11 protein-coding genes and 1 pseudogene are annotated in these 13,556 nt (G+C 64.9%); 8 read left to right on the forward strand and 4 right to left on the reverse strand.

The window, feature by feature from the left end; genetic code table 11:
- Positions 1–46 precede the first annotated feature (46 nt).
- From ING15_RS17050 to ING15_RS17060, 3 genes and pseudogenes are all read right to left on the reverse strand, one after another.
- A pseudogene (locus tag ING15_RS17050) lies at positions 47–1,303 on the reverse strand (HlyC/CorC family transporter); the annotation flags it as partial.
- Positions 1,300–2,451 carry a 3-dehydroquinate synthase gene (gene aroB, locus ING15_RS17055; protein WP_206456047.1) on the reverse strand — a complete coding sequence of 384 codons (1,152 nt, stop codon included), beginning with the start codon at positions 2,449–2,451 and terminating at the stop codon, positions 1,300–1,302. The pseudogene ING15_RS17050 and the gene aroB, both read right to left, overlap by 4 nt.
- Positions 2,448–3,029 (reverse strand): shikimate kinase, encoded by a 582-nt coding sequence (locus ING15_RS17060; protein WP_206456048.1) that lies wholly within the window; start codon positions 3,027–3,029, stop codon positions 2,448–2,450. The genes aroB and ING15_RS17060 overlap by 4 nt, the downstream gene beginning before the upstream one ends.
- A 173-nt stretch (positions 3,030–3,202) precedes the next feature.
- On the opposite strand from ING15_RS17060, the gene ING15_RS17065 reads away from it, so the two are divergent.
- The 4 genes from ING15_RS17065 to ING15_RS17080 all read left to right on the forward strand — a co-directional run bounded on the left by ING15_RS17065 (position 3,203) and on the right by ING15_RS17080 (position 6,776).
- A complete protein-coding gene (locus ING15_RS17065) occupies positions 3,203–3,373 on the forward strand; it encodes a histidine kinase (RefSeq protein WP_206456049.1) in 171 nt (56 codons plus the stop codon).
- Positions 3,370–4,353 (forward strand): site-specific tyrosine recombinase XerD, encoded by a 984-nt coding sequence (locus ING15_RS17070; RefSeq protein WP_332873853.1) that lies wholly within the window; start codon positions 3,370–3,372, stop codon positions 4,351–4,353. The genes ING15_RS17065 and ING15_RS17070 overlap by 4 nt, the downstream gene beginning before the upstream one ends.
- Before the next feature lie 180 nt (positions 4,354–4,533).
- On the forward strand, positions 4,534–5,487 hold the full coding sequence (locus ING15_RS17075) for an acetyl-CoA carboxylase carboxyltransferase subunit alpha (RefSeq protein ID WP_206456050.1): 954 nt from the start codon (positions 4,534–4,536) through the stop codon (positions 5,485–5,487).
- A 287-nt stretch (positions 5,488–5,774) separates the two neighbouring features.
- Positions 5,775–6,776, forward strand: coding sequence for a L,D-transpeptidase family protein (locus ING15_RS17080; protein WP_206456051.1), 1,002 nt, complete (start codon positions 5,775–5,777; stop codon positions 6,774–6,776).
- A gap of 206 nt (positions 6,777–6,982) precedes the next feature.
- Here the strand turns inward: ING15_RS17080 and secA are convergent, their stop codons facing one another.
- Positions 6,983–9,712, reverse strand: a complete 2,730-nt coding sequence (gene secA, locus ING15_RS17085) for a preprotein translocase subunit SecA (RefSeq protein WP_206456052.1) — start codon at positions 9,710–9,712, stop codon at positions 6,983–6,985.
- A 286-nt stretch (positions 9,713–9,998) separates the two neighbouring features.
- Here secA and ING15_RS17090 point away from each other — a divergent pair, with 286 nt between their 5' ends.
- The 4 genes from ING15_RS17090 to ING15_RS17105 all read left to right on the forward strand — a co-directional run bounded on the left by ING15_RS17090 (position 9,999) and on the right by ING15_RS17105 (position 13,485).
- On the forward strand, positions 9,999–10,886 hold the full coding sequence (locus ING15_RS17090) for a peptidylprolyl isomerase (RefSeq protein ID WP_206456053.1): 888 nt from the start codon (positions 9,999–10,001) through the stop codon (positions 10,884–10,886).
- Between the two features lie 178 nt (positions 10,887–11,064).
- The gene (gene argJ / locus ING15_RS17095; RefSeq protein WP_206456054.1) at positions 11,065–12,306 is read left to right on the forward strand and encodes a bifunctional glutamate N-acetyltransferase/amino-acid acetyltransferase ArgJ; all 1,242 of its coding nucleotides are present in this window, start codon (positions 11,065–11,067) and stop codon (positions 12,304–12,306) included.
- Entirely contained in the window at positions 12,287–13,075 is a 789-nt protein-coding gene (locus ING15_RS17100; protein WP_232845841.1) for a GNAT family N-acetyltransferase, read from the forward strand. The genes argJ and ING15_RS17100 overlap by 20 nt, the downstream gene beginning before the upstream one ends.
- Entirely contained in the window at positions 13,075–13,485 is a 411-nt protein-coding gene (locus ING15_RS17105; protein WP_408628706.1) for a (deoxy)nucleoside triphosphate pyrophosphohydrolase, read from the forward strand. The genes ING15_RS17100 and ING15_RS17105 overlap by 1 nt, the downstream gene beginning before the upstream one ends.
- The last annotated feature ends 71 nt before the right edge of the window (positions 13,486–13,556 follow it).

Here is a 13,556-nt window from a genome sequence, read left to right on the forward strand (position 1 = left end):
CGGCTGCATGACCGCCGAGCTTTTTCGGCGGCACCAACACGGTCGCAGGGCGGATGCGCAACTTGGCGATCCGGTTCTTCTCGCGCTTGAGAACCGTGAAGCGTTTGTGGAAGAAGGTGAAGGCCTGCCGCTCTTCCGGGATCGTCTGGGTTTCATGAATGACCAATCCGGCGATCGTCACCGCCTCTTCGTCCGGCAGGTTCCAGTCCAGCGCCCGGTTGAGGTCGCGGATCGGCACCTGGCCGTCGACGATGACCGATCCGTCGGCTTCGATCTTGACGCCCTGCATGTCGATGTCGTGCTCGTCGGCGATGTTGCCGACGATCTCTTCCAGAATGTCCTCCAGCGTGATCAGCCCTTCGACCTCGCCATATTCGTCGACCACGATGGCGAAATGCGACTTGCGGCGCAAAAAGGCGTTGAGCTGGTCCTGCAGCGTCGTCGTTTCGGGCACGAACCACGGCTGGCTACAGATCTTCAGGATGTCCACCTTGGCGGGGTCGTTGTCGACCTCATGCAGGGCGCGGAGCAGGTCCTTGGCATGGACGACTCCGACGATGTTGTCGTAGTGGCCGCGCCATACAGGCAAGCGGGTGTAAGGGCTTTCGAGGATCTGGCGGACGATCTCGGCCGGTCCGTCGTCGGCGTTCACCTGCCGCATCCCGGTGCGATGGATCATCACGTCGGAGACTTCCAACTCGTGCAGGTCGAGCAGCCCGCCCAGCCGGTTGCGGTCGGCATTGACGAGCGCGCCCTCGCGGTGGAGCACTTCGACGGCTCCGCGCAGCTCCTCATGGGCGGTCAGCAGCGAGGCGTCGGATTCCAGACTGACGCCAAACATGGCCAGGACGCGCCGGACAATCCAGTTGACGATGCGGGTCAACGGCCCGAACAGCGCGACCACCATCGACACCGGCCGGGCGACGGCGAGCGAAAATCCGTCGGGCCGGGCGATCGCGGCCGATTTCGGCAGCACCTCGCCGAAAATGACGACGATGATGGTCATGGCGATGGTCGCATAGACGACGCCGGCCTCCCCGAAGAGCTGGAGAAAGGCGGTCGTGGCCAGCGACGAGGCGAGGATGTTGACGAGGTTGTTGCCGATCAAAAGGGCGCCGATCAGCCGGTCCTTCTGTTCGATCAGCCGCTGCACGATCCCGGCGCGCTGGTCGCCGTTCTTCTCGAAGCTCATCAGCCGCGCTCGCGACACGGCGGTGAGCGCGGTCTCGGAGCCCGAGAAAAACGCCGATATCGAAACGAGGACCAGAACAATAGCGAGCATGATCCACAAGGTCGTGGTCATCGGGCGATCTCCCGGTCGAGAAAGGCTTCGACGGCGGCCGGCGCGACATCGCCCTCGAGGAACGCCCGGCCGATGCCCCGCGTCAGGATGAAGGTCGGGCGGCCGCGTTTCACCTTCTTGTCCTGAGCGATGCCGGCCATCAGCTGTGCGGTGGTGAGTGGCGCGCCGGGGATTTCCCCGATCCGGGTCGGCAGGCCGGCGGCCCGAAGATGGGCTTCGCCACGATCGGCATCCTCGGCCGGGCAGAGGCCGCGTTCGGTCGAGAACCGGTAGGCGAGCGTCATGCCGATCGCGACTCCCTCGCCATGCACGAGCCGGCGCGAATCATAGCCGACCGCGGCCTCCAGCGCGTGGCCGAAGGTATGGCCGAGATTGAGCAGCGCGCGGCCGGCGTTCTCGCGTTCGTCCGCCGCTACGACGACGGCTTTGGCCTTGCAGCTTTGTCGAATCGCGTCCGCCCGCTCGGGGCCGCCCGCAAACACCGCCTCGCAGTTTCGATCGAGCCAGTCGAAGAAATCCGGCCGGTCGATCAGTCCGTATTTGACGATTTCGGCGTAGCCGGCCGCGAATTCGCGCGGCGACAGCGTGTCGAGCAAAGCCGTGTCGGCGAGGACCAGGGAGGGTTGATGGAACGCCCCGACCAGGTTCTTGCCGCGCGGCGAGTTGATGCCGGTCTTGCCGCCGACGGATGAATCGACCTGGGCAAGCAGCGTCGTCGGCATCTGGACGAAGCGCATGCCACGCCGCACGATCGCGCTGGCAAAGCCGGCGAGATCGCCGATCACGCCGCCGCCGAGAGCGATGACCGCGTCGTCGCGCTCCAGGCGTTGCGCCAGCACTTCGTCGACGACCTGGGTCAGATGCGCGAAGGATTTCGTCGTCTCGCCAGCCGGCAGGACGATCGTCGAATGGTCGATGCCGGCGGCACGCAATGCGATCGACAGGCGATCGAGATGCAGGCCGGCGACGGTCTCGTCGGTGACCACCGCGGCGCGGATGCCCGGCAGCCGGCGCGCGATCTCCGTTCCGGCTTCGTCGACCAGACCGGGTCCGATCAGGATGTCGTAGGAACGCGTTCCCAGATCGACGACCACGCACCGGGGCGTCGCCGCGCCGTTGTCCGTCTGATAGGCCGCTTCACGTTTCATCGGGTCGTCTCCGTATCGAGATGGCGGTCCAAGGCTTCGAAAATCTCGGCCGCGATGATGTCGCGCTTCACGTCGCGCGTGCCGATGGTGATGTCGGCTTCGGCATAGACCGGATAACGGATATCGATGAGGCGACGCATGACCTCGCGCGGGTCGTCGGTCTTCAGCAGCGGCCGGTTGGACCGGCGCGACACGCGCTCCATCAACGTTTCCAGATCGGCCTTCAGCCAGACCGTGATCGCCGTCCGTTTCAGCATGGCGCGCGTCTCGTTATGCAGATAGGCGCCGCCGCCGGTCGCGATCACCTGCGGTCCCTCGGCGGCGAGGCGGGCGACGACGCGCGCTTCCAGGGCCCGGAACTCGGGCTCGCCATAGGCCGCGAACAGTTCGGGGATGGTCATGCGCGACACTGCCTCGATCTCGATGTCGGTGTCGCGAAAGGGCAGGGCGAGCAACGTGGCAAGCCGACGACCGACCGTCGTCTTGCCGGCGCCCATCAGGCCGATGAGTGCGATCGAACGGTTGCCGAGTCGGTCCTGGATCGCCGCTGCTCCGTCCGGGGATAATTCGCTTCTCATGGCGCCTTTCGCTACCTTCCCATGCTCCGGCACGTGCCGAAGGACAGGAAATCTTAAAAACCGTCGGTTATGCCGGAACAGAACCGGGCGCGTCGCTTGCGTCCCGCGCCATTCTCACTAGAAGCAAATGGCCGCAACGGGATTCGACCCAGCAGTGAGTGCGCCAGACCACGATGCCGACCCTCGTTCGCCTCCTGACGACGCTGCTCATCCTCGCCGGCATCATCTACGGCATCATGGCGGCGCTCGTCTACTTCGTCGAGCCGACCCGCCGCGAGATGACGGTGGACGTGCCGTTGCCGCAACTCGCCCCGACGTCGCCCATGGAGACTCTTCGCCGGTGAGCGCGGCCGCCAGCCCGCCCGTTGTCGTCGGCCCGGCCGGTCGGGGCGACGAAGCCGACATCGAGAGCTTTCTCGAGATGATGGCGGTGGAGCGGGGGGCCTCCGACAACACCATCGCCGCCTATCGGCGCGACCTCGAGGACGCGGCGGGCTTCGTTTCCGGGCAAGGCGGTTCGCTGACGGGCGCGCAGACGGACGACATCCGCGCCTATGTCGCGCGGCTCGGGGCCCGCGGCTTTGCCGAGAGCAGCCGCTCGCGGCGGCTGTCTGCGCTGCGCCAGTTCTACCGCTTTCTCTATGCCGAGGGTCACCGCGGGGATGACCCCACCGGGCCGATCGAGGGTGCGCGGAAAAAGCGACCGCTGCCGAAGATCATGAGCGAGGACGAGGTCGACCGGCTGATCGGCCGGGCCGACGAGGAGGCGCGAGACCCGGATGCTTCGCCGCGCCGCCTCGCGCGGGCGGCGCGGCTGTGCGCGCTGGTCGAGCTTCTCTACGCGACCGGACTGCGGGTCTCCGAACTCGTCAGCCTGCCGCGGTCGGTGCTGCGCGCGAAAAACCGGATGATCGTCGTGCGCGGCAAGGGCGACAAGGAGCGGATGGTGCCGATCGGCGAGGCCGCCCGGGAAGCCCTGGCGCGATTTGCCGAGGCGATGCGCGTGGCCGGCATCGCCGACGATGGGCAATGGCTCTTTCCGGCGCTCTCGGAAAGCGGACATTTGACCCGTCAGGCCTTTGCGCGCGACCTGAAAGCGCTCGCGGTCCGCGCCGGCATTCCCGCCGCGCGGATGTCGCCGCACGTCTTGCGCCACGCCTTCGCCAGCCATCTTCTGCAGAACGGCGCCGATCTGCGGGCCGTGCAGGAACTTCTCGGTCACGCCGATATTTCGACGACGCAGATCTACACCCATGTCCTGGAAGAACGCCTGATCCGTCTCGTGACCGATCATCATCCGCTGTCGGCGCTCAGCGGCGATTGATCCCGCGCGCGGGATTCCTTGACAAGGCGGCGGCGTGTAGCCAGTTTCCGCCGCGCACGAAGACCTTTCAGCCGCTGGCGTCGGAGGGTGGCCGGACGGGCCACCGTCGATATTGCCTCGCGGCCAGCCGGCCACCCTGCCGGTCGCCAAATCCAAAGGACGGCCGACGCCGCGTAACCGATGCATAATTATCTGGATTTCGAAAAACCGGTAGCGGATCTGGAAGGCCAGATCATCGAACTGAAGAAGATGAAGGGCGGCGAAGACGCGGTCGACGTCACTGACGAAACCCAACGGCTCGAAAAGCGCTCACGCGATGCCCTGGCCGACCTCTACCGCAAGCTGACGCCCTGGCAGAAGACCCAGGTCGCGCGACATCCCGACCGCCCGCATTGCCTCGACTATATCGGCCGGCTGATCACCGATTTCGTGCCGCTGGCCGGCGACCGTTTCTATGCCGAGGATTACGCGATCATCAGCGGGTTCGGCCGTTTCGACGGCCAGTCGATCGCGGTTATCGGTCAGGAAAAGGGCAGCGACACGCAGGGCCGCCTCAAGCACAATTTCGGCATGGCCCGGCCCGAGGGCTACCGCAAGGCCGCCCGCGTCATGGAACTCGCCGAGCGCTTCGCCATCCCCGTTCTCACTCTCGTCGACACAGCCGGCGCTTATCCCGGTATCGGCGCCGAGGAGCGTGGCCAGGCCGAGGCCATCGCACGGTCGACGGAGGCCTGCCTCAATCTCAAGGTGCCGCTGGTGTCGCTGGTGATCGGAGAGGGCGGATCGGGCGGGGCCATCGCCATCGCCACCGCGAACCGCGTGCTGATGCTCGAACACGCGATCTACTCCGTCATTTCCCCCGAGGCCGGGGCATCGATCCTGTGGCACGATGCGACGCGGGCGCGCGACGTCGCCCAAGCCATGAAGATCACCGCGCAGGACCTGAAGGGATTCGGGGTCATCGACACCATCATCGAGGAACCCGTCGGCGGCATTCATCGCTCGCCGGAGGAAGGGATCGAAAAGGCGGCGGATGCGGTGCGGGCCGCCTTTGCGGACCTCGCGAGCCTGGATGGCGAGGCGCTGCGGCGTCAGCGTCGGGACAAGTTTCTGGCGATCGGGCGGAATCTGTGAGGCCTGTTGCCGTTCTGCCGCGGTTGCCGGTTTCCTTACCCATCGGCATTTGCCAAATTGCGGCCATGGTCATCGCTTAAGACAATAAGTCTTGACCGATCTGTCGAAACGCGCGGCTTAGGGATTCTTTTACCCTGATCGCGGTATAATGGATCAAGTCTGCGATGGGCCCGGCCAGCCTGGCCGGGGTTCGCCATCGCAAGGGATCGAGCGGCTCCGCTATGGCCGCGATCCGAGTGGGGACGGGGATCGCCGGGCGATCCTCGTATGCGATGGGGAATGAGGGGATGTTCGTCCGCCGCCTCGTGACGGCTGCCGCGCTCGCGCTGGGGCTCTTCACGCTTACCGCCTGCCAATACAGTGATCTCATGCCCGCGAATGCGCCGTTGCCGGCCGCGCTGGTTCAGGCGATCAAGGCCAACGGGATGGGTGTCAAGTCGCCGATCCTCGTCCGGCTGTTCAAGGAAGAATCCGAACTCGAAGTCTGGAAACAGAAGGACGACGGGACCTATGCGCTGCTCAAGGCCTATCCGATCTGTGCTTGGTCGGGAAAGCTCGGGCCGAAGTTCCGTGAGGGTGACCGGCAGGCGCCGGAAGGCTTTTACACCGTCACGCCGGGGCAGCTGAACCCGAACTCGAATTACTATCTGTCCGTCAATATGGGCTTTCCGAACGCCTATGACCGGGCGAACGGACGCACTGGCACCTTCCTGATGATCCACGGCTCCTGCAATTCCGCCGGCTGCTACGCTATGGATAACGGCCAGATCACCGAAATCTTCGCGCTGGCCCGCGAATCCTTCCAGGGTGGCCAACGGGCGTTCCAGATCCAGGCCTACCCGTTCCGCATGACGCCGAAGAACATGGCGCGGCATCGCAATTCCGAACATTACGAATTCTGGAAGATGCTGAAGAAGGGCTCGGATCACTTCGAGATCACCCGCCGCCAGCCGAATGTCGGCGTCTGCGATCGGCGTTACGTCTTCGACCAAAGCGCCGAGACCGTTGCGGGTCTGTCTCCGACCGGGGCATGTCCGGACTTTGACCTGGCGCCGGAAGTGGCGGCCAAAGTGACCGCCGACGAGACCAAGGAGCAGACGATCGCCGCGTCGATGGCGCCGAGCGAGTTCGCGGAAACCGCAAATTTCAGCTATCGCACGGGCCAGCCGATCACGGCCGAGGCCTATGCCGCGGAACAGCATCGCCGCGAGGGTTACGACCGGGAGGGCAACCGCATCGGCCGGTCATCATCCTCGAGCGGATCGATCTTTTCCGGCTTCTTGAAGTAAGGGAGGGCGGTCGTCCCACGCCCAACATTGGCGTACGGCTCGACCGGAGCGCCGCTACGCTCCTCGCCGCGATCCGCTTGGATCATCGCGGCGAACCGGGAAACAGAACCGCGACCAAGTTATCGTCCGATGCTGTGAACGAAACGGCCGCCGAAGCTTTGCTCCGGCGGCCGTTTCGTATTGGGTCTGCGTGTGGTCAGACGCCCTCAGACCAGGGCACCGTGGCAGTGCTTGAACTTCTTGCCCGAACCACAGGGACAAGGCTCGTTGCGGCCGACCGGACCCCAGCTGCTGGTGTCGTTCGGATCGCGGCGAAGCCCGTCGGCATCGGCCGGGGTGAAATTCGCGGTGAGCCGCTTGGCTCCATCGCCCAACTCGTCGACGCCGGTCGATGCGTCGAAGTGATGGGCTTCCATCCGCGGTAGCGGCGGCGCCTCCTGCTGCTCTTCGGGGCGCACGATCTCGACGCGGGCCAATTGCTTCGTCGTCCGCTCCCGGAGATTGCCGAGCATGGCCTCGAACAACTCGAAGGATTCCGACTTGTACTCGTTCAGCGGGTCACGCTGGGCGTAGCCGCGGAAGCCGACCACCGAACGCAGATGATCGAGATTGACCAGGTGCTCGCGCCAGAGTGCATCCAGCGTCTGCAGCACGACATTGCGCTGGACGTAGGTCATCACCTCCCGCCCGAAGCGCTCGCCCTTGTCGCGGGCAGCGGCGTCGGCCGCCTCGCGGATACGCTCGCGGATGTCGTCCTCGGCGATCCCTTCCTCGGCCGCCCATTCCGCGACCGGCAGGTCGAGGTTCAGGAGTTCCAGCGCATCGGCCTTCAGTTCCGCGATCGACCATTGCTCGGGATAGGCCCGTTCGGGAATATGGCGGGCGACCATCGCCTCGATGGTTTCGTGCCGCATGTCCGCGATCGTCTCGTCGAGCTCCTCGGCGTCCATCAGCTCGATGCGCTGATCGAAGATGACGCGGCGCTGGTCGTTCATCACGTCATCGTATTTCAACAGGTTCTTGCGAATGTCGAAGTTGCGCGCCTCGACTTTCTTCTGCGCCTTCTCCAGCGCCTTGTTGATCCAGGGGTGGACGATCGCCTCGTCCTCCTTGAGGCCGAGCTTGGTCAGCATCGAGTCCATTCGCTCGGACCCGAAGATGCGCATCAGATCGTCCTGCAGCGACAGATAGAATTTCGAGCGGCCCGGATCGCCCTGGCGTCCGGAGCGGCCGCGCAACTGATTGTCGATTCGCCGGCTCTCATGACGTTCGGTTGCCAACACGTAAAGGCCGCCAGCCGCGATCGCTTCGTCTTTCAGGCGCTTGATGTCTGCTCGAATCGCATCTTCCTTGGCCTTGCGCTCCGGCCCGTCGGGCATGTCGGCGAGTTCCCGCTCGGTCCGCATGTCGGCGTTGCCGCCGAGCTGGATGTCGGTGCCGCGGCCGGCCATGTTGGTGGCGATGGTGACAGCGCCGGGTACACCCGCCTGGGCGACGATGTAGGCTTCCTGCTCGTGATAGCGGGCATTGAGGACCTGGAAATCCTTCAGGCCGTCCTTGCGCAGCCGTTCGGCGAGCAGCTCGGATTTTTCGATCGAGGTGGTGCCGACCAAGATCGGCTGGCCGCGCGACGCGGCATCCTGGATTTCCCGGCTGATCGCCCGGAACTTCTCTTCGAAGGTCCGGTACACCTCGTCGTCCTCGTCGAGGCGCAGGATCGGCAGGTTGGTGGGGATCTCGATCACGTCGAGGCCGTAGATATCCCCGAATTCGGCAGCTTCCGTCTGCGCCGTGCCGGTCATGCCGGCCAGCTTCTTGTACATCCGGAAGTAGTTCTGGAAGGTGATCGAGGCCAGCGTCTGGTTCTCCGGCTGGACGGTGACGCCTTCCTTGGCCTCGAGCGCCTGGTGCAGGCCTTCCGAATAGCGCCGGCCCGGCATCATGCGGCCGGTGAACTCGTCGATGATGACGATCTCGTCGTTGCGGACGATGTAGTCCTTGTCGCGCTGGAACAGCGCATGGGCTTTCAGGGCGTTGTTGACATGGTGGACGATCGCGACGTTTTCGATGTCGTAAAGCGAGTCGCCCTGAAGGTGGCCGGCGGCTTCCAGAAGCCGCTCCAGCTTCTCGTTGCCCTCCTCGGTGAAGGTCGCCGTGCGCTGCTTCTCGTCGAGTTCGTAATCGCTTTTGTCGAGCTGGGGGATAAAGGCGTCGATGGTCTTGTAAAGCTCGGATCGATCGTCGAGCGGCCCGGAGATGATCAGTGGCGTACGCGCTTCGTCAATCAGGATCGAGTCGACCTCATCGACAATCGCAAAATTGTGGCCGCGCTGGACCATCTGGTCGCGTTCGTACTTCATGTTGTCGCGCAGATAGTCGAAGCCGAGTTCGTTGTTGGTGGCGTAGGTCACGTCGCAGGCGTAGGCCGCCCGGCGTTGTTCGTCCGATATGCCATGCACGATAGTGCCCACGGTCAGCCCGAGGAAGCGGTAGAGCCGGCCCATCCACTCGGCATCGCGCGACGCCAGGTAGTCGTTGACGGTGACGACGTGGACGCCTTTGCCCTCCAGCGCATTCAGATAGACGGCGAGGGTTGCGACGAGGGTCTTGCCCTCGCCGGTCTTCATCTCGGCAATGGCGCCGGAGTTCAGCACCATGCCACCGATCATCTGAACGTCGAAATGGCGCATGCCTAGTGCCCGCTTGGCACCTTCGCGCACGACCGCGAAGGCCGGTGCCAGAAGATCGTCGATGGTTTTCCCCGCAGCGATCTCAGCGCGAAACGCCTCGGTCTTGGCCCGAAGCTCGTCGTCGGTGAGGCGGGAAAACTCCTCTTCGAAGGCGGCGATGGGCTGGATCTTCGGCTGAAAGCGCCGCACCACCCTATCGTTCGCCGAACCCAGCAACTTGCGGGCGAGCCCGCCAAAACTGACCATGAACCGGTCCTTCCAAGTATGTGAGTCGCCGTCGCCGCAACCGGCTTGCCGGCCGCCGCCGCCGATTCCGGACAGTCGCTGGAATGTCGGAAGCCCTCAAACTTCGCGGAAGGCGGCTGGACTTTCAGATCGCGCGAGAGATAAGAGGGGGCCAAACCGATGTCAACGGCGTGCCGCCAAAGGCCGCCGCGCCGTATGGGCAGCTCGCGCGGAGCCGCTGTGCAATGAACTCGCGGCTTGGTATTCGGGCTCGTTTTCCCTTGAACCGCAAAGGACGGTCTTTGCCATGACTTTCGACCTTCGACTGACGCTAGCAGCGAGCGCCCTGGCTCTCGTGACCTTCGCCGCGCCGGTTTCCGCCGCCGAATCCGACGTCGTCGCCAAGGTGGGGAGCAAGGAGATCACCGAGCGCGACCTCATGGCCGCAGCGGGCGCGATCGGCCAGCAGTTCGCCCAGCTGCCGCCCGAGCAGCGCAAGCTGGCATTGCTGTCCGCCCTGATCGACATCAAGGCCCTTGCCCAGGAAGCGGAGAAGGCGAAAATTCAGGACGAGCCGGACGTTGCCACCGAGATCGCCTTCCAGCGCGACCGCGCGCTACACAACGCCTATTTCGCGAAGAACGGCGTCGCGGGTGTGACAGACGAGGACCTCAAGGCGCGCTACGACAAGGAGATCGCCTCCATCGACGCGAAAGAGGAGGTACATGCCCGTCACATTCTGGTGAAGACGAAGGAAGAGGCCGAGGCGGTGATCAAGCAGCTCGACGAGGGCGCGGATTTCGAGGCGGTGGCCAAGGAGAAATCCACCGGCCCGTCCGGCCCCGAAGGCGGCGACCTCGGGTTCTTCGGCGCTGGCCAGATGGTGCCGGCCTTCGAGAAGGCGGCGTTCGCAATGGAGCCGGGCAGCTATACCAAGGAACCGGTCGAGACCCAGTTCGGCTGGCATGTGATCAAGGTCGAGGAAAAGCGCGAGGCGGAGAAGCCGAGCTTCGAGCAGATCAAGGATCAGGTGCGCCAGGTTGTTCTGCGCGAGAAATATATGGAACTGGTGCGCGATGCGCGCGCTGCGCTTTCGGTCGAATACGTCGACCCGGAGATGAAAAAGCAGGTCGAGGCGATCGAAAAAAGCATGGAGCCGGATGTCGCTCCCGCCACCGAACCGGCCGCGAAATAGCAGTCCTTTCCCGAGAGCCGTTCGTCCGATCCGCCGGTTTCGATCGCGCCAGGATCGGCGGATGGCCTCGGTGCCAGCCTGTCCGCACGGATATCGCGGCCGGCCGTGATGCGGCTGCTTCGTTGCACTGTCGAATGCCTTCCGTTTCCTTTTGCAACCGACCTGTCCCGGTGACGATATGACGACGACCGTCTCGCCGCTTGCCCCGACCGCCTTCGCGGCCCTCCCACCGATCGAGGGTGTGCGGATCGCGACGGCCGCCGCCGGCATCAAATATGCCGGCCGCACCGACGTCCTCTTGATGAGCTTCGATGGGCCGGCTGCGGTCGCCGGTGTCTTTACCACGTCGAAATGCCCGTCGGCGCCGGTGGATTTTAGCCGTGAGAGCCTTCGTGGCGGCGTTGCCCGGGCGCTGGTCGTCAACTCCGGTAACGCCAACGCCTTCACTGGCAAGAGGGGGCATGAAGCCACGTCGAGAACCGCGGCGGCCGCCGCTGCGGCGGTCGATGCGTCTCCGCAGGACATCTTTCTCGCCTCGACGGGGGTCATCGGCGAACCGCTCGATTCCGGCAAGTTCACCGGCCTCCTTGCAGGCTTGGCCGAACGGGCTGTCGGCGACGGCTGGCGCGAGGCCGCCGACGCAATCATGACCACCGACACCTATCCCAAGTTGGCGACCCGGACGGTGACGATCGAGGGGACCGTCGTAACGATCAACGGCATCGCGAAGGGTGCCGGGATGATCGCGCCGGACATGGCGACGATGTTGTCCTTCGTCGCTACCGATGCGGCGATCGCGTCGCCGGCGTTGCAGGCGATGCTGATTGAGGCCGTCGCCCCGAGCTTCAATTCGGTAACGGTCGACAGCGATACCTCGACCTCCGACACGCTGCTTCTTTTCGCGACGGGCGCCGCCGCGCGGCGCGGCTGCCCGAATATTTCCGACGCCGACGATGGGCGTGTCGCGGGCTTTCGCGAAGCGCTCGGTGATCTCATGCTCGATCTCGCGCGCCAGGTGGCGCGCGATGGGGAGGGCGCGCGCAAGGAGATTCAGGTCACCGTCGAGGGCGCGACCAGCGATGCGGCCGCCAAGCGGATTGCCCTGTCGATCGCCAATTCACCGCTGGTCAAGACAGCCGTGGCCGGCGAGGACGCCAATTGGGGTCGCGTCGTCATGGCCGTCGGCAAGGCCGGCGAAGAGGCCGACCGCGACCGGCTGACCATCCATTTCGGCGGTGTTCGTGTCGCTGAGGACGGCGCGCGCGATCCCGACTATTCCGAAGCCGAAGCCTCGGCCGTGATGCGCGAGGCCGAGATCCCGATCCGGGTCGAGCTCGGCCTCGGAACCGGACGTTGGACGGTCTATAGCTGCGATCTGACCAAGGACTATGTCGCGATCAATGGCGATTACCGAAGCTGAGACGATGCGCCAACTCGCCGTCGTTCGGCGGCTCGAGGCGGCCGGTTTCCGGGCCTGGCCGGCGTCTTCTACCGCGTTCGACGGCACCTGGGCGGTGCGCCTGACCGCGTCGTTCCCCGCCAAACGCCTGAACTCCGTCAATCCGCTCGATCCGTCCGACAATTCCAATATCGCGCAGCGCATCGCGCGCGCCGGCGAGACGTTTACGCAATTCGGCCGCGCGATTATCGTCCGGCAGTCGCCGTTGGCCCCTCCCGAACTCGTCGACTATCTCGATGCGGAGGGATGGGAGCACTTCGACGAGTCGATCGTCATGACGGCGGATCTGACCCAACTCGATCTCAGCGCCCCGATCGAGCGGATCCCGATTCGCGACACGGCCCGCTATGTCGAGGCCAGCCTTCGGGTCCACGAACGCCCGTCGGCCCTACGTACGGGACTGACGGACATACTGGAGGCGATCCGACCGCCGACGGGCTTGTTCGTTCGCGAGAACGAGGCCGGTTCGCCGGTCGCGGTGGCGCTCGCGATCCACGATAATGATCTCGCCGGGCTTCTCGATGTGGCCGTCCATCGCCGCGAACGCCAGAAGGGATTGGGTCGCGACCTTGTCGCGACGGCGCTCGGCTATACCGTCCACAAGGGTGCAAGGACCGGCTGGGTGCAGGTCGAGGCCGCCAACACGGCGGGGCTGTCGCTGTACCGTTCGCTCGGCTTTTCGGAAGCCTATCGCTACGTCTATCGGGCACCGCCGGACGGGACGCGATGATGTCGGCAGAACGTCGTCTGCTGCTCGTGGTCGCCTGCGCGCTGATCGATGCCGACGGACGCCTGCTCATCGCGGAGCGTCCGGCCGGCAAGCCGCTCGCCGGCTTGTGGGAATTTCCCGGCGGCAAGGTCGAGCCCGGCGAAACGCCGGAGGCGACGCTGATCCGCGAATTGCGCGAGGAACTGGGCATCGTGACGAAGGCGGCCTGTCTGGCGCCGCTGACCTTCGCCAGTCACTCCTACGACGATTTCCATCTCCTCATGCCGCTTTACATCTGTCGCCGTTATGAGGGCATCCCGGCTCCGCGCGAGGGGCAGCGGCTGAAATGGGTCCGCGCGACGCAGCTTCGGGACTACCCGATGCCGCCCGCCGACGAGCCTTTGATCCCCCATCTGATCGATCTGCTCTGAGGGCGCGCGGGAAAAAGTGGTTACATAGCCGTGAAAGCGCACTGAGTCGCTTAAGAGCTTTTTCACTGTAG

The sequence above is a fragment of the Aurantimonas marina genome, from assembly GCF_017183135.1.
Taxonomy (GTDB): Bacteria; Pseudomonadota; Alphaproteobacteria; order Rhizobiales; family Rhizobiaceae; genus Aurantimonas; species Aurantimonas marina.